The 15763-nt window shown below is 67.3% G+C and carries 13 protein-coding genes and 1 tRNA gene; 6 read left to right on the top strand and 8 right to left on the bottom strand.

The features are described 5' to 3' along the window. Positions 1-164 precede the first annotated feature (164 nt). Positions 165-737 carry a YceI family protein gene (locus tag ACWF4Z_RS37680; protein ID WP_452248030.1) on the bottom strand — a complete coding sequence of 191 codons (573 nt, stop codon included), beginning with the start codon at positions 735-737 and terminating at the stop codon, positions 165-167. 134 nt (positions 738-871) lie between these two features. Between ACWF4Z_RS37680 and ACWF4Z_RS37675 the strand changes: the two genes are divergently transcribed. Continuing rightward, positions 872-1333 carry a MarR family winged helix-turn-helix transcriptional regulator gene (locus tag ACWF4Z_RS37675; RefSeq protein ID WP_452248029.1) on the top strand — a complete coding sequence of 154 codons (462 nt, stop codon included), beginning with the start codon at positions 872-874 and terminating at the stop codon, positions 1331-1333. Position 1334: 1 nt separating this feature from the next. Here ACWF4Z_RS37675 and ACWF4Z_RS37670 read toward each other — a convergent pair whose 3' ends face one another. Next, the gene (locus tag ACWF4Z_RS37670; protein WP_452248028.1) at positions 1335-2705 is read right to left on the bottom strand and encodes an FAD-dependent oxidoreductase; all 1371 of its coding nucleotides are present in this window, start codon (positions 2703-2705) and stop codon (positions 1335-1337) included. Between the two features lie 91 nt (positions 2706-2796). Here ACWF4Z_RS37670 and ACWF4Z_RS37665 point away from each other — a divergent pair, with 91 nt between their 5' ends. Together ACWF4Z_RS37665 and ACWF4Z_RS37660 are read left to right on the top strand one after the other, a co-directional pair. Beyond that, positions 2797-3243, top strand: a complete 447-nt coding sequence (locus tag ACWF4Z_RS37665) for a MarR family winged helix-turn-helix transcriptional regulator (protein ID WP_452248027.1) — start codon at positions 2797-2799, stop codon at positions 3241-3243. A gap of 42 nt (positions 3244-3285) precedes the next feature. Next, on the top strand, positions 3286-4173 hold the full coding sequence (locus tag ACWF4Z_RS37660; protein WP_452248026.1) for an aminoglycoside phosphotransferase family protein: 888 nt from the start codon (positions 3286-3288) through the stop codon (positions 4171-4173). 49 nt (positions 4174-4222) lie between these two features. Here ACWF4Z_RS37660 and ACWF4Z_RS37655 read toward each other — a convergent pair whose 3' ends face one another. From ACWF4Z_RS37655 to ettA, 3 genes are all read right to left on the bottom strand, one after another. After that, a complete protein-coding gene (locus tag ACWF4Z_RS37655) occupies positions 4223-4699 on the bottom strand; it encodes an SRPBCC domain-containing protein (protein WP_452248025.1) in 477 nt (158 codons plus the stop codon). After that, the gene (locus tag ACWF4Z_RS37650; protein ID WP_452248024.1) at positions 4696-5034 is read right to left on the bottom strand and encodes an ArsR/SmtB family transcription factor; all 339 of its coding nucleotides are present in this window, start codon (positions 5032-5034) and stop codon (positions 4696-4698) included. Before ACWF4Z_RS37650 ends, ACWF4Z_RS37655 begins: the two co-directional genes overlap by 4 nt. A gap of 107 nt (positions 5035-5141) precedes the next feature. After that, entirely contained in the window at positions 5142-6824 is a 1683-nt protein-coding gene (ettA, locus tag ACWF4Z_RS37645) for an energy-dependent translational throttle protein EttA (protein WP_452248023.1), read from the bottom strand. A 138-nt stretch (positions 6825-6962) separates the two neighbouring features. Here ettA and ACWF4Z_RS37640 point away from each other — a divergent pair, with 138 nt between their 5' ends. Continuing rightward, positions 6963-7472, top strand: a complete 510-nt coding sequence (locus ACWF4Z_RS37640; protein WP_452248022.1) for a single-stranded DNA-binding protein — start codon at positions 6963-6965, stop codon at positions 7470-7472. Positions 7473-7553: 81 nt separating this feature from the next. Beyond that, positions 7554-8171, top strand: coding sequence for an SRPBCC family protein (locus ACWF4Z_RS37635; RefSeq protein ID WP_452248021.1), 618 nt, complete (start codon positions 7554-7556; stop codon positions 8169-8171). A gap of 91 nt (positions 8172-8262) precedes the next feature. Here ACWF4Z_RS37635 and ACWF4Z_RS37630 read toward each other — a convergent pair whose 3' ends face one another. From ACWF4Z_RS37630 to ACWF4Z_RS37620, 3 genes are all read right to left on the bottom strand, one after another. Beyond that, positions 8263-9942 carry a GTPase gene (locus ACWF4Z_RS37630; protein WP_452248020.1) on the bottom strand — a complete coding sequence of 560 codons (1680 nt, stop codon included), beginning with the start codon at positions 9940-9942 and terminating at the stop codon, positions 8263-8265. Further along, positions 9939-13679: a dynamin family protein gene (locus ACWF4Z_RS37625; RefSeq protein ID WP_452248019.1), complete on the bottom strand. Its 3741-nt coding sequence runs from the start codon at positions 13677-13679 to the stop codon at positions 9939-9941. The genes ACWF4Z_RS37630 and ACWF4Z_RS37625 overlap by 4 nt, the downstream gene beginning before the upstream one ends. Positions 13680-13778: 99 nt before the next feature. Further along, positions 13779-15431 (bottom strand): PrsW family intramembrane metalloprotease, encoded by a 1653-nt coding sequence (locus ACWF4Z_RS37620; RefSeq protein ID WP_452248018.1) that lies wholly within the window; start codon positions 15429-15431, stop codon positions 13779-13781. A gap of 161 nt (positions 15432-15592) precedes the next feature. On the opposite strand from ACWF4Z_RS37620, the gene ACWF4Z_RS37615 reads away from it, so the two are divergent. After that, positions 15593-15666: transfer RNA gene (locus ACWF4Z_RS37615), tRNA-Arg, on the top strand. Positions 15667-15763 lie beyond the last annotated feature (97 nt).

Raw genomic sequence — 15763 nt, 5'->3', positions numbered from 1 at the left:
AAAACGCTCGACTGGGACACCCCAGCCGAGGGCTTGCGTGATCTACTCACTACCTAGAAACCAGCACGGTGTTGCAACGACCCCTAGAAATCGCCCCCGGCGCGGGGTCTTTCGCTGCAGAGCTACTGCTGGGGTTGTGCCTGCGGAGTTGTTGCTGGGGAGTCTTAGGCCTGGAGGGCAGCCTGGACGTCGAGGTGGATGTCCACCTTGTCGCCGATCAGGAGCTTGCCACCCTCGAGCGGGACGTTGAAGTCGATACCCCAGTCCTTGCGGCTGATCGACGCGGACGCCTCGAAGCCGATGATCTTCTGGCCGTAGGCGTTCTGGTCGACGCCGAGGAACTCGACGGCGAGCTCGAGCGGCTTGGTGACGTCCTTGATGGTCAGCTCGCCGGCCAGGATGAAGTCCTCGCCCTCCTGCTTCAGGGCGACGCTGGAGAACGTCATCTTCGGGCTGTTCTCGGCGTCGAAGAAGTCGCCGGAGCGCAGGTGGCCGTCGCGCTGCTCGTTGCGGGTGTGGACCGAGGCCAGCTCGACGGTGACGTTGGCGGTCGACTCCTCCAGCGAGTCCTTCACGACGATCTCGCCGGCGAACTCCTGGAAGGTGCCGCGGACCTTGGTCATCAGGTGGCGGACGGTGAAGCCGATCTCGGTGTGTGCCGTGTCGAGGCTGTAGATACCGGCGACCAGGCCGGGGATGCTGCTGGTCGGCGTGCCGGTGGTAGCGGTGTCGCTCATGATGTCCTCTCGGGAACGTGTCGTACTGGTCGGGGGCGACGCAGCCGGAAGTAGAAGTTAAAATTTCAACCTCAGACCACGACGGTAGGAAGTAACGGTTTAAATGTCAACTACATTCCCGGTACACTGATCCCGTGACAACGACTGATACCCGGTGGCTCGACGCCACGCAGCAGGTCGCTTGGCGCGCCTACCTGCTGGGGACCGCCCGTCTGATGGCGAAGCTTGACGACGACCTGCGCCGGTTCGGCATCGGCACGAACGACTACGAAATCCTGGTCCGGCTCTCCGAGGCGCCCGACCGGCGACTCCGGATGGCCGATCTGGCCGACCGGCTGCACCAGAGCCGCTCGCGGCTGACGCACACCGTCGGCCGCCTCGAGGCCGCCGACCTGGTTCGGCGTAAGTCGTGCACGAGCGACAAGCGCGGCGTCTGGGCCGAGTTGACCGACGCCGGATTCGCCTTGCTCGAGGAGGCCGCGCCGTACCACGTCGAGGGCGTTCGGGAGAACCTCGTCGACCTGGCCACCCCCGAGGACTTCGCGGCCGTGGGCCGCGTGTTCGACGCAGTGTCGGAGCACATCGGGCAGCGCTGAGTCACTGCTTCTTCTGAGGCTCGGTGATCTCCAGGGTCAGCTCGTTGCGGTCCGCGCCGCGGAAGGCCAGCATGCCGGCACGCATCCGGCGCTTCAGCGGCGCCAGGTGATTGACCGTGCGCATCGCCGTACGCATGCCGGCCAGGACGAGCCGACCGATCACCGGCTTGTACAGCGGGTCGTCGGTCGTCATCTGCGCTCGCGACTTGACGACGGCCTCGAAGCCGTACTTGATCATCTTCGCCTCGTACTCGTGCACGGCCGGTACGAGCGCCTTCCGGCCGTCGCGTACGTCGATCAGCTCGCGGCAGAGATTGACCGCGTCGCGCAGGGCGGTGTTGGCACCCACTCCACGACCCGGAGTCATGGTGTGAATCGCGTCGCCGATCAGCGTGACATTGCTCGACTCCCACGGCTCCAACGGAACTGAAGTCCAGATGTTCACCGGGAAGCACGTGCCGGGATCGGTCAGTTCGAACAGGCGACGCAGGTCCGGGTGCCAGTCCGGCGTCATCGCTAGGGTTGTGTCGATCAGCTCGCGACCGCGCAACTCCATGATGTTGACCGGCAGCTTGTCCCGGGCCGCAGAGAATCCCCAGTTGATGTAGTCACGGGTGTTGTCGAACTGCAGGCCCGGCCAGTTCCGGATCAGCTCCTCGGTGTTGCCGCCGATCCCGTTCTTCAGATGGCCGTCCCGGTCCCACTGGAACTCCATCACGTGCAGGATGCAGAACAACCCACCCGGTGCATTGATCAGGCTGATCCCCTCGAACACCTTCGGCGGCACGAGTTTCGCGCTCTCCGCGGTGATCGGGAGCTTCCCGGCGATCGCGATGACGCCGGTCTCCTCGGTCTTCGCCTGCGGCAGGTATTGACGCCGTACCCGCGAGCCCGAGCCGTCGGCGGCCACGAGCAGATCGCCGGTCGCGTGCGTGCCATCGGCGAAGTAGGCCGTGACCTGGTCGCCGTTCTGCTCGAACCGGACGAACTCCTTGCCGAACTCGACCACGTCCTCGAGGCCGGTCAGCAGCACCTGCCGCAGGGTCATCCGGCTGATCGACTTCTCGCTCTCGACCGGGTCGGTCGACGGCGGAATCTCCATCGACAGGACCTCTGTGAAGTCCTCGGTCAGCATGTTGAAGTACTTCGGGTCGCGAGCCTTGGTCGCGACGAACGTGTCGTACAGCTCCTTCGGCAGCAGCGCGTGCAGCGCCCGGCTGCCGTCGGGGTCGATGCCGACCCGGTAGCCGTGCAGACCGTCGGTGCGCAGTGCGTCCCGCTCGAACACGGTCACGCCGATCCCCGCCCGCTGCAGACCGTGCGCGAGCGCCAGCCCGCCGGTCCCGCCACCGATCACCAGTACCTTCATCATCGTCTCCATTTATCTCGGTTCTTCAAGTATCTCGTCATTCCGAGTATCTTGGAGGTCCGAGAGAAATGCAAGCCCTATGCTGAGGTGGACCATGACCAGTTCGAGAGAAGAGCTCGCCGCCGAGCTCGAGCAGCGGATGATCCGGTTCATCGCGGAGGTCGTGCTGTACAACGGAGCCGTCTCCGCGAAGGTCGGCCTGGGCGCCAGCGATTCCCAGTTCATGACGCTGCTGCAGGCGTACGGTCCGCTGACGCCCCGCCAGTTGGCCGAGCGCACGGGCCTCACGTCCGGCACCGTGACCGGGGTCATCGACCGGCTCGAGGCGCACGGATTCGTCACCCGCGAGGCGGACCCCAGCGATCGCCGCAAGGTCGTGGTCACGCCGTCGTACGAGGCGATCCAGGAGAAGATGGTCCCGCTGTACGCCGAGCAAGGCCGGCGCCTGCAGGAGGTCCTGGAGCGGCGCAGCGTCGACGAACTCCACACGATCTCGTCGTTCCTCCAGGACGCGATCGACAACTCTGAAGCCCTGAGCTAAAGGGTTTGAGAGCGACGCGCGATCTCCGGGATCCTTGGGCGCGTGACGGACATTCCTCAGGACGGCCGGGCCGGTATCGATGCGGCGCTGGTACGGCGACTGATCTCAACGCAGTTCCCACAGTGGGCCGACCTGCCGGTGACCCCGGTCAAGGTCGACGGCTGGGACAACCGCACGTACCGGCTGGGTTCTGAGCTCACCGCCCGCCTGCCGACGGGAGCGGCGTACGCACCGGCCGTGCAGAAGGAACACGAGTGGCTGCCGGTGCTGGCGCCGTACCTGCCGGTCGAGATTCCGTCGGCGGTGGGGCTGGGGGTGCCAGGCGAGGGGTATCCGTACCACTGGGCTGTTCGCCGGTGGATCGACGGGTCGACGGCCTCGTTGGAGAGTGTCGGCGACTTGGACGAGTTCGCTCGGTCGATTGCGTCGTTCATCCTTGCACTGCAGAGCGTCGACGCGACCGGCGGGCCGTCGGCCGGTGCTCACAGCTTCTACCGAGGTGCATCACCGTCGTACTACCACGACGAGACCGTGCAGGCTCTGGCTCGGCTCAAGGGCCAGATCGACACGGACCTGGCCCTTGAGGTCTGGGAAGCTGCGCTCACGGCGACCTGGGCAGGCTCGCCGGTTTGGTTCCACGGTGACATCGCTAGCGGCAACCTGTTGGTGCAGGACGGCCGGTTGTCCGCGGTGATCGACTTCGGTACGAGCGGCGTCGGTGACCCGGCCTGCGACCTCGTCATCGCCTACACGTTCTTCTCCGGCACGTCCCGAGAAGTCTTCCGTACGGCGGTGTCGCAGGATGCAACGATGTGGGCCAGAGCCCGCGGCTGGGCGCTGTGGAAAGCCCTCATCACCCTGGCCGACGACCGCGACGCCGACGCCAACCGCCAGGTGATCGCCGACGTCCTCGCGGACCACGTCTGTTAGACGACCGCCGAGACGCCTGCATATCCGGCGACCTCCGTGAGTACCAGCTTCATCGAACCGGCTCCTTCTCCACCTGGGCCGCGAGCTGACCGACAACGGTCCCCCACCCGTCGGCGAACCCGAGCTCCTCGTGCCGGGCCCGTGCCTGCGGGGTGCCGTGCCGAACGACGATCCGGTACGCCGTCACCTCGGCGTGCTCGCCGAAGGTGACCTCGGCCGTGATGAGGAACGGCTCGGGATCGGCCGGGCGCCATTCGCTGTCGATCGCGGTGGTGTAGACGAGCCGTTCACGATCCTCGACCACCAGGAAGCACGCATCGAGGTGCGGCACGAAGGTCTGTCCGTCGTCGCTCATCGACGTGACCAGTGCGCCGCCCGGTCGGACCTCGAACCGGTCAACCCGGCACACGGTCGGCGCAGGGATCCACCACTTGGCGAACCGCTCCGGATCCGTCCACGCGCGCCAGAGCGCCTCGCGTGGCGCCCGGATCACCCGCTCGATCACCAGGTCAAGCTCTGGATTCACTGGTCGTCCTCCCTCTCGTCGGTGACGAACGCCTCGAGCCGGTCGGTGCGATCGGTCCAGATCCGGCGCTGCTCGCCGAGCCAGTCGTCGACCACCGCGAGCCGTTCGCGATTGAGTACACAGGTCCGGACGCGGCCGACCTTGACCGTGCGGATCAGGCCGTTCGACTCGAGCGTCCGAACGTGCTTCAGGAACGACGGCAACGTCATTGGGAACTCCGCCGCGAGCTCGCCGACGCTGGTCGGTCCCCGGCCGAGACGCCGGATGACGGTGCGTCGGGTCGGGTCGGCGAGGGCGACGAACACGCCGTCCACGTCCGCCTCATACTGTGCCATGAGGCTAAGTATCGCCGCCGTTCAATACTTAGCGCAAGGGCTAAGTATTCGATCGGAAAAGAACCCCACCTCCCGCTCGGGGAGATGGGGTTCTTGGTGCGCTGAGGTCAGTCGCGCGTGAGCTTGCGGTAGGTGACCCGGTGCGGGCGCGCTGCCTCCGGACCCATCCGCTCCACCTTGTTCGCCTCGTACGACGCGAAGTTGCCCTCGAACCAGAACCACTTGGCCGGGTCCTGGTCGCTGCCCTCCCAGGCCAGGATGTGGGTCGCGACGCGGTCCAGGAACCACCGGTCGTGGGAGACGACCACGGCACAGCCGGGGAACTCCAGCAGTGCGTCTTCGAGCGACTGCAGGGTCTCGACGTCCAGGTCGTTGGTCGGCTCGTCGAGCAGCAGCAGGTTGCCGCCCATCTTCAGCGTGAGCGCCAGGTTCAGCCGGTTGCGCTCACCGCCGGACAGGACGCCGGTCGGCTTCTGCTGGTCCGGCCCCTTGAAGCCGAACGAGGCGACATACGCCCGGCTCGGCATCTCGAAGTTCGCGACCTTGATGTAGTCGAGCTCGTCGGAGACCTGCTGCCAGACCGTCTTCTTCGGGTCCAGGCCGCCGCGGGACTGATCGACGTACGAGATCTTGACCGTCTCGCCGAGCTTCAGCGTGCCCGCGTCCGGCTGCTCCTCACCGACGATCATCCGGAACAGCGTCGACTTGCCGACGCCGTTCGGACCGACGATGCCGACGATGCCGGCGCGCGGGAGGCTGAAGCTCAGGCCGTCGATCAACTTGCGGTCGCCGAAGCCCTTCTCCAGCTTGGAGACCTCGAGCACCGTGCTGCCCAGCCGCGGACCGGCCGGGATGTTGATCTCGTCGATGTCCAGCTTCTTGGACCGCTCGGCCTCGGCCGCGAGCTCCTCGTAGCGGGCCAGCCGGGACTTGCTCTTGGTCTGCCGGGCCTTCGCGTTCGACCGGACCCACTCGAGCTCACGCTCCAGGATCTTCTGCCGCTTGGCGTCCTTCTGGCCCTCGACCACGAGCCGCTGCTGCTTGGTCTCGAGGTACTTCGAGTAGTTGCCCTCGTAGCCGTAGGTCTTGCCGCGGTCGAGCTCGAGGATCCACTCGGCGACGTTGTCCAGGAAGTACCGGTCGTGGGTGATCGCCAGGACGGCGCCCGGGTACTTCTGCAGGTGCTGCTCGAGCCACAGGACCGACTCGGCGTCCAGGTGGTTGGTGGGCTCGTCGAGGAGCAACAGGTCGGGCTGCTGGAGCAGGAGCTTGCAGAGCGCGACCCGGCGACGCTCCCCACCGGAGAGCTTGTCGACCAGCACATCCGGCGGCGGGCAGCGCAGCGCGTCCATCGCCTGCTCGAGCTGAGCATCGACGTCCCACGCGTTGCGGTGGTCGAGCTCGGTCTGCAGGTCACCCATCTCGCCCAGCAGCGTGTCGTAGTCCGCGTCCGGGTCGGCCAGCTCGGCGGAGATCTCGTTGAAGCGGTCCAGCTTCTTCTTGGTGTCGCCGACCCCTTCCTCGACGTTCTCCAGCACGGTCTTGCCCTCGGTCAGCGGCGGCTCCTGGAGCAGGATCCCGACCGTCGCGTCCTCGGCCAGCCGGCCCTCGCCGTTGGACGGCTGGTCCAGCCCCGCCATGATCTTGAACAGCGACGACTTGCCGGTGCCGTTCGGCCCGACCACGCCGATCTTCGCGCCGGTCAGGAAGTTCAGCGTGACGTTGTCGAGAACGACCTTGTCGCCGAACGCCTTGCGCACGTTGCGAAGGGTGTAGATGAATTCCGCCATGCCTAGAGCCTATGTGCTCGGACCCAGCAGATCCCAACCGGTTGTCCACAGATCCGAAGTCGGGCGGCCACGAAGGGTGCGATGCGTGCATCTTCTCCGGTGACAGCGGAAATCGCGATCGGACGGAAGGTGGCCATCATGAGCCTCGGCGACACCCATGTGACAGTGCAGGGCTGGGTCGGCAGCAAGCCGGACTTCAAGGAGATCGGCGGGAAGGTGGCGCATGTCTCCTTCCGGATCGGCTCGACGCCGCGGCACTTCGACCGTGGTCTCGGCGGGTACGTCGACAAACCGACGACCTGGTTCAGCGTCGAGTGCTGGCGTCATCTGGCCCAGAACGCCTTCGAATCGGTGCATCTCGGCCAGCCGATCCTGGTCTCCGGCCGCTTGAGGACGCACGAGTGGACCGATGAGTCAGGCGTGCAGCGCAGCCGCGTCGTCCTCGAAGCCTTCTCCCTCGGGCACGATCTCAACCGGGGGACGACGACCTTCACCAAGGTCGCGTTCGGCGCTGCCGCCGCGACGACCTCGGTCGCGGACGCCGAGGCTCTGGAGACATCTGTGTCCCCGTTCCCGGCAGAGGAGTACAGCGCGACGACGCTCCCCTTGGCCGCCCGCGCCGAGACCCCGGAGGCGGAGGCGGCGTGACTATCTCAGTATTGACTTATATAAGCGCGTCCCGGCATTCTTGGCTCAGTCTTCGTAGCCGGGCAGGAGAGGGATACCGCCGTGATCGACATCCTCGAGCACATCAACGCCGTTCAACGCTGGGTCAGTCGGACCGGGGAGACGGCGACCGTGCGGATGCGTCGTACGTACCAGGCCGAGCCGGAGGAGCTGTGGGACGCGCTGACGGATCCCGCGCGGATGAACCGCTGGTTCCTGCCTGTGACCGGCGACCTCGAGGTCGGCGGCACGTTCCAGCTCCAGGGCAACGCCGGCGGCGAGATCCTGGAGTGCGAGCCGCCCAAGCGGTTCCGGGTGACCTTCGGCGGACCCACGAGTCTCCTCGAGATCCGGCTGACACCGGGTCCGGGTGCTTCGACCGAGCTGGAGCTGGAGCACTCGATGATCGATCCGCCGGCCCCGGGCGGCGCCGGCGCTCTCTGGGTCGGTCCTGGCTGGGACGGCGCGATCATGGGCCTCGCCCTGTACGTCGACGGCGAGCTCGCGGACGATGTCGATCCGACCGAGATGGCCAACTCCCCCGAGGTCATCGAGTACAACGAGAAGTCGGTCCGTGCCTGGATCGAGGTCGTCCGCTCCTCCGGCACCACCTCGGAGGACGACCTCGCCGCAGCCGCCAAGATCTCGATGGCCCAGTTCGCCCCGGATGCCGAGGTCTGACCTACTCTGCGCCACCCGGCCGAAGGTACGGGCGCCCTTCACCTGGTGACCTTCGGCCGCGTCGAGCTGGATGACCTAGCCGTCCGAAGACTCAGCCGCGGGCGGTGGCGAGGCTGTCGCGGCAGGTCGTGTAGGCGTCGAGCTCTTCGCGGGCCGGTGCGACAACGTGGCTGTCGGCAACCTTCTCCAGCTCGGCGCGCAGCGCGTCGGCCACGAGGCGGGACCGACGCGCGGCACCGCTGGTCGAGAAGGCGCGGCTGAGGAATGACACCGCCAGCCCGAGGACGGCGCCGCCGACGAGCATGATCCACGCGTACGGGATCCCGTTCCACTCCGGCAGCGGCGGGTCATCCAGTCCGGCGATCCGGGTCACCAGCAGCGCGGCCAACCACACCGCACCTCCCAAGGTGACCAGGAACAGCAACCACTGGACGACCTTGGCGACACTCCACCACCCTGGGTTGTTGCTCGTGCCGAGGTCGGTTCGCGCGACCGCCTGGTCGAGCTCGTCGCCGAGCGACTCCTCGCGGCGGCGGATCGCCGAGCGAACCGAGTCGGCCCACGGGCGCGACAGTCCTTCCGCGGCCTTCGTCGTGATCGTGCGCACGGCGGTGTCCATCCGGGCGCGCTGCACGGGAGTTGCCGCAGGCAACGAAGTGCGGGCGATCGCGACCTCGGTCGACGCGGACTTGCGCAACGCCTTGCCCTGTTGGCGTGAGACCTCGTCGACGTGCAACCGTCGCAACGGATCCGGCCGGAACCGTTCGAGCCACTTCGTCACCGGCCACCCCGTCGCAACTCGTGCCCGCTGCAGATAGGAACGCCGTACGGCGTCGACCACCACTGGGAGGCCACTCGCGTCGGACAGGGCGTCGACGAGTTCGGTGATGTCGCTCTGGGCGATCTCGGGGGTCTTGGCGTTGCCGCACTGGCTCGCCATCCGGTCCGAAACCCGGTCGACGTCAGCAGAAAGACGTTCACGCGCCGAGCGCTTGTTGCTGACGCGCTTGACCAACAGACCACGCACCTCGTCCAGCCCGTCACCGCTGACGGCGGACGTCGCAACAACGCTCGGCGACTTGAGGCCGTCCGACTTGAGCAACTTCTCCAGGTCTTCGAGGCAGCTCTTGCGCTGATCGGGCGTCAGCTTGTCGATGTGATTCAGCGCGAACACCATGACCCCGGAATGGGAGGCGTAAGGCTTGATGTATCGATTGTGCAGGGCGGCATCGGCGTACTTCTGCGGATCGACCACCCACACGAGCATGTCGACCAATTCGACCAGCCGGTCGACGATCAGGCGATGCTCGACCTCGGTCGAGTCGTGGTCGGGCAGATCCAGCAGGACGAGACCGTCCAGGTCCTCGGACTGCGAGCCCTCCAACGAGCTGCGGTGCTGCACCTGGTGCCGGCGCGGGATGCCCAGCCAGTTCAGCACTTCACCGGCCGGCTCCTCGCCCCATACACAGGCGAGCGGCATCGAGCTGGTCGGGCGGCGCGTGCCGATCGCGGCCAGGTCGAGCCCGGTCAACGCGTTGAACAGCGACGACTTGCCGGAGCCGGTCGCGCCGGCCAGCGCGACTACGGTCAGCTCGCCGGACATGCGGAGCCGCTGCCCGGAGCGCTCCACGATCTGGTTGGCCTCGGTCAGCACGACAGGATCGAGCCTGCCCTCGCCGGCCTTCGCGGCGGCGCCGAGGGCATCGATCTTCTTCAGGACATCGGTCGCACCCCGGACCGGGGCTTCGACCGTATCCACTGTTTCCGTCACGTGCAGTCCTCCACCGCGCGCGCGGCCTCGGTCAGGTGCCTGGCCGTCTCAGGATCGACCGGATGCTGGTCAAGGACAGCCAGATAGCGGGCGAATTCGGCATCCATCAGGGCATGAACCTTACCGTCAAGGTCTTCACGCGCCTTCTCGACCAGGGTCCGCACGGCCGTGTCGCCGAAGACTGCCTCCAGCAGCTTCTCGCCGACGACCGCGCTTCCGACACCGACGCTGGCTTCGGCCGCCTTCGGGATACCCGCGCCGCTGGCGAAGATCACCACCATCAGCGACAGCCCCAGGCCGTTCACGCCGTACTCCAGGATGCGTGCGGTCGAACGCTTGTCGGCACCCTCGCGGCGGACCAACTCGAGGACGGACTTCTGCCATTCGCGGACTGCACGTCCGGCCGCGTCCGGGAAGTCCTCGGACATGGCGCCGAGCTCCGGTCCACCGATGGCGAGCAGTTGACGGCCGGCAGCCGATGACTGCCAGGCCTTCTCCGCGCGTTCAGCGGCGGCCGCGGCCTGCTCACGCAGCAACGATTCCATCCCGGACTCGATCGCGTCGTTCACGCTCCGCGTCTCGGTGGGCTTGGTGCCGACAGACTTCTTCGCCTTGTCGCGCAGACGGCCGGCGCCGGATTGCAGACCCTTCAGGAGTTCACCGGTTCCGACGAACTCCTGCCACCGGGCCAGCACCTCGCCGCGCAGCAGCGTCCCGTCCTGGGTCGCCTTCGCGATGTCCTGCACTGCTTGGTCGTAGGCCGACTCTGCAGTCGAGCGCAGCTCCAACGCGGTCTCGGCCTGGGCCCGGACGGCAACCGCGAACGGAGCTGTCGTCTTCACCATCGCGCTGACAGCGCCCTGCAGGGTACGTCGGACGACAGCCGCCCGAGCCTCCGCGTCGGCAGCCAGGTCGACCAGCCAGTCCTTGATCGAGGCAACAGATTGGGACGGCAGCATTCCGTTGCCATCGACAACCGTTTCCTGGATCGAGAACAGCGGCGAGTCGCCCAGGCCGCGTTCGAGCAGCATCTGCGCGAGGTGCCCGGTGATGTCGTCGATCGTCTCGCTCGGAGCACGATCCAGGACGACGGCAACCGCCGTACTGCGATCCGACGCGCTCTGCAGGAAGTCCCACGGCACCGCGTCGGAGTAGCGCGCGGCCGTCGTGACGAACAGCCAGAGGTCGGCCGCGGACAGCAGTTGGGTCGCGAGATCACGGTTCGCCTCGACCACCGAGTCGATGTCGGGTGCGTCCAGGATCGCCAGACCACGCGGAACGGTGTCAGCAGCAACCAACCGCAGCTGCCCCTGATCCTCTGTCCCACCCGGGTTGTCGGCACTCGTCCGCGCCATCCCCGGCAGCACCCGGTCACCAACGAACCAGTCCGCATCATCCGGGTGATGAATCAACACCGGCGACCGAGTCGTCGGCCGCAGCACGCCAGGCTCGCTGACTACCTTGCCGATCACGGAGTTCACCAGCGTCGACTTGCCGGCTCCCGTAGATCCACCCACCACCGCAAGCACCGGTGCCTCCAGCTGCACCAGCCGAGGCAACAGGTAGTCATCCAGCTGATCCAACATCGCCTTCTGCTGCTGCCGAGCCTCATCAGCCCCCACAACATCCAAAGGCAAAGCACTACTGGCCAGCGCTCCCCGCAACTTCATCAAGGCAGTAATCAAAGCCATAGCAGCCTGCTCAGCCGCCAACCGCTCCCCCAACGCAGCCGCCGTCAACTCCCCCGCGTCACCCTCCGCAGAGTCCCCCTCATCCTCCGCAGAGCCGCCACCCAAGCCACCCCGCGCCCCAGCCGCCGACCCACCGTCACCCGAACCGTCAGCTACCTGCGCGCCATCCTGCTCATCAGCCTGCGACCCGCCGACGACCTCCGCGTCGCCTGCCTGCTGGCCGTCATCCTGCCCAGCCCCGCCCGACTCGCCGCCATCCAAGACCAGCTCATCCTGCACCGAACTCTCGCCAACTGAACCCGAAGCGTCCTGAGCCGAGCCATCCTCCGCCGAGCCACCGTCAGCTGAACCGTCGTGCGCCGAGCCGTCGTGCGCCGAAGCGTCTTGGGCCGGACCGTCCTCCGCCAAGCCGTCCTCAGCTGAGCCGTCGTGCGCTGAGCCGTCGTGCGCCGAAGCGTCTTGGGCCGGACCGTCCTCCGCCAAGCCGTCCTCAGCTGAGCCGTCGTGCGCTGAGCCGTCATGCGCCGAAGCGTCTTGGGCCGGACCGTCCTCCGCCAAGCCGTCGTCAGCTGAGCCGTCGTGCGCCGAGCCGTCGTCGGTTGAACCGTCCTGCGTGCCGTCGCCCTGAGCCGAAGGGTCCAGGGCTGCGTCACCCTGCGCCGACCCGCCGTCTGTTGAGGCGTCCTGCGTGCTGTCTTCCTGCTCGGCTGCGGCCTCGCCCGAAGCAACGTCACCCGAGCTCTCGGCGGCGGCCTCCGCGACACCTTCCTCCGAGCTGTCCCGCGCGCCATCGGTCTGCTCACCATCGGCGTCCGGCTCGCCAACTACCTGCTCGCCGGCCTGCCCGTCCGCGTCTGACTCGCCGCCCTGGGGTGGTTCGCCCTGCGCCGAACCACCGCCGGCTGCACCGTCCTGCGTGCCATCTTCTTGCTCGGCTGCAGCCTCGGCGGAGACGACGTCGTCCGAGCTCTCAGCGACGGTCACCGCCGCAGCCTGCGTATCGGCTTTTGGCTTGTTCTTGTTCTTGGCCTTGCCTGCTGCCTTCGGGTCGACTTGCTCGACCGGTACATCTGCGGCGTGGCGGCCGGTGCCGTGTGGTTCATCGGACTCGGCGTCGTCCGAGTCTGTGGATTGTTTGGGGAGCCCGACGATGATGTTGCCGTATTCGAGCGGGAAACCATCCGGGGATTCGTCCGGCTCGTACACGACACCAACCGTCGAGCGCGGCCGCTCAGCCGGCGCGTCGACAGCTGGCCCGACAGCATCAGCAGGTACGGCGGACGCCGCGGCGCCCTCGTCCGTCACCTCAGCTGAACCACCGTGAGACGGCTCCTCGGTGTCAGATCCAGCCACCTCAGCACTGTGGTCAGCCTGCGTCTCAGCGCCTTCCGCCTGCTCGGCCTCAGCCGTCGCAGATGTCGACCCTGTATCTCCGGCCGCGCTCTCGGACGCGTCAGACCCGGACGCCGCCGACTGCTCACCTGACCCCGAGCCCTCGGAGCCCTGCTCACCGGACTCGACAGTCTCGGTCGACCCCGACGCATCGGCGGACTCACTCGTCCCAGAGGACTCCGAGTTCCCGGTCGGCTCCGACGTGCCGGTGGACTCGCCGGTGTCAGAGGACTCCGGGATCTCGGTCGATTCCGATGTACCAGTTGGCGCGGCTGGGTCGGTGGAGTCCGCAGTGCCGACGGACTCGGCGGCGTTCGGCTCCGAGCCGTCAGTGGACCCCGAGCCGTCAGCGGATCCCGAGCCGCTAGCGGACGCGGGGCCGTCGGACGGATCCGGGTGGGCGGATGCCGGGGTGTCGGCCGGGGTCGGCGTACTGGCTTCGGGGGACGTGGGCGTGCCTGCAGGCCCGGACGGGGTGGGGGTGTCCGGCGTGGGGTCTGGTTCGGGCTGGTTCTTGCGTCGGCGGCGGCGCCAGAAGCCTTTGCCTTTGGCATCGGAGCGGGCGCTGGATTGAGCGATCAGGTTCGCCAGTTCCTGGGCAGGCTGATCCTGGCCCGGAACCCGCGGTTCCGGACCGTCACCAGCTGACCTCATGTCAGCCACGGCGTCCGCCCACGAGCACAGAGTGCCCGGTCGGACAGCGCGGAAGCAAAGTCATCGTCATCCCCGTTTGGCGGCGTGGACGGGTGGCAGTCACTGCGATGGTGGATACGGACCGTATCCCCCCGGCGATCCTTGCGGACCAGGGGGTCCCGGTGGGTAACCGGACTGGCCCGCTGGGTAACCGGGTTGCCCCGAGGGATACCCCGGCTGAGCCGGTGGGTAACCACCCTGCGGCGGCGGGTATCCCCCTTGACCCGCCCCGGCACCAGGCACCGGACCGCCCGCGCCCTGACCCGGCACCGAACCAGGAACAGGCCCGCCCGGCACCGGCCCACCAGGTCCACCGGGTCCACCGGGTCCACCAGGCAGAGAACCGGGCACAGGACCCGGCATGGGGCCCGGCAGGGGACCTGGCACCGGACTCGGCATAGCTCCGGGCAGAGATCCAGGCACGGGCCCACCCATAGGTCCAGGCACGCCCTGGAACTGCGGCGCCGCCTGCGCGAACGCCGGCATCGGCGGGAACGGAACACTCGGCCGCCGCGCCCGCAGCTCGTCGAGCAGTTGCTTCTCGGTCTCCAGGGCGTCCGGCCCGATCACCTGACGGACGATCTTGTCCCGCAGGTATGCCAGCTCGGTCGCGTTCTGCTGGAACGCCTTCGCGGACGCCTCAGCCTGTGGGCCGTACCGCTTCGCGTTCTGCCGGAGCGCCTTGCGCCCGCGCAGCGTCGCGATCAGCGGTACGTCCTGTGGAATCAGCCATCCGAATCTCACATAGTCGTACAACCGGGACGCGATCATCTGTCCCTCCCGGGACCGCATCACCAGCGCGAACACGACCATCCCGATGAAGATCGGCACCATCAGGAACAGGTAGACGGTGATGAACCCACCACCGCCGGCCCAACTGGCGCCGCCGTTCCAGAGACCGTGGGCCAGCACCGCGGCCAGATAGCCGACGATCGGCGCAAGGAACCGGACCACGGTACTTCGATGTCGTATCGCGACACCGATACCTATCGCTGTGAACGACGTGAAGAGTGGATGGGCGAACGGCGAGATCAGCCCTCGGATCACGAACAGTACGAACGCTCCCCGCAGACCGGCGTCGCTTCCGGACTCCTCGGACAGTGTGTTGAAGATGCGTCCGTAGTAGAGGATGTTCTCGGTGAAGGCGAACCCGACGCCCACCATTCCGGCGTACACGAGTCCGTCGATGATGCCGTCGAACTCCTTGCGCCGGACCAGCGCGAGCAGCAGGATCACGGACCCCTTGGCGAACTCCTCGACCGGCGGCGCCACGAAGATCGCCGACCGGTCGCCGCCGACGCCGGTCTCGGCCAGCCGGTGCGACACCTCGGTGTTGATGAAGATCGCGGCCAGGGTCGCGATGAACGCACCCCAGCAGAGCGCGAACAAGATGTACTTGGTCGGCTCCGGCTCGTAACGATCCAGCCACAGATACAGCGCGATCACCGGGATGACGGGGACGAACGCGAACACCAGGCCCCAGGTGAAGCCGCCCGCGCCGGTCGACTTGGCCACGATGCCGAAGATCACCAGACCCGCGATCGCGAACACCACCGCGATCACGATGCCGATCAGAACACCCTGATTACGCCGCTGACCAGGGACCGGATGGTTCCCCAGCACGTTCGGCTGCGGGTACGGTCCGCCGGGCGGGTACGCCGACCCGGCCGCGGGTTGCGGCGAGCCGGCCGGGCCTGGTGAGGGGTAACTCATGCCCGCAGCCTAGTTGGGGAGCAGACCCGGCGGCAGAACCACCCACTCAGCGTTACCTGGATGGAACGACAGCCCTGTACTTCCCCAGGCTCGACCGAGCGACCCACCCAGGAACCCAGAGGCGCGATCACCCGCCCATCTGAGAGACTTTCCTCTGCCAAGCGCCCGTAGCTCAGCTGGATAGAGCGACAGACTTCTAATCTGTGGGTCGCAGGTTCGAATCCTGCCGGGCGCGCCCTGTGATGTCTCAGGACATCGCGGACGGCCGAACCCAATAGTCGTGGGTTCGGCCGTCCTTTGTTTTAGCGGGTGGGGCCTGGTGGTCTGCCGGT

The sequence above is a fragment of the Kribbella sp. NPDC055071 genome, assembly GCF_053608045.1.
The sequence above is the reverse complement of the archived record's forward strand: the minus strand, read 5'-3'. Positions and strand labels throughout refer to the sequence as shown.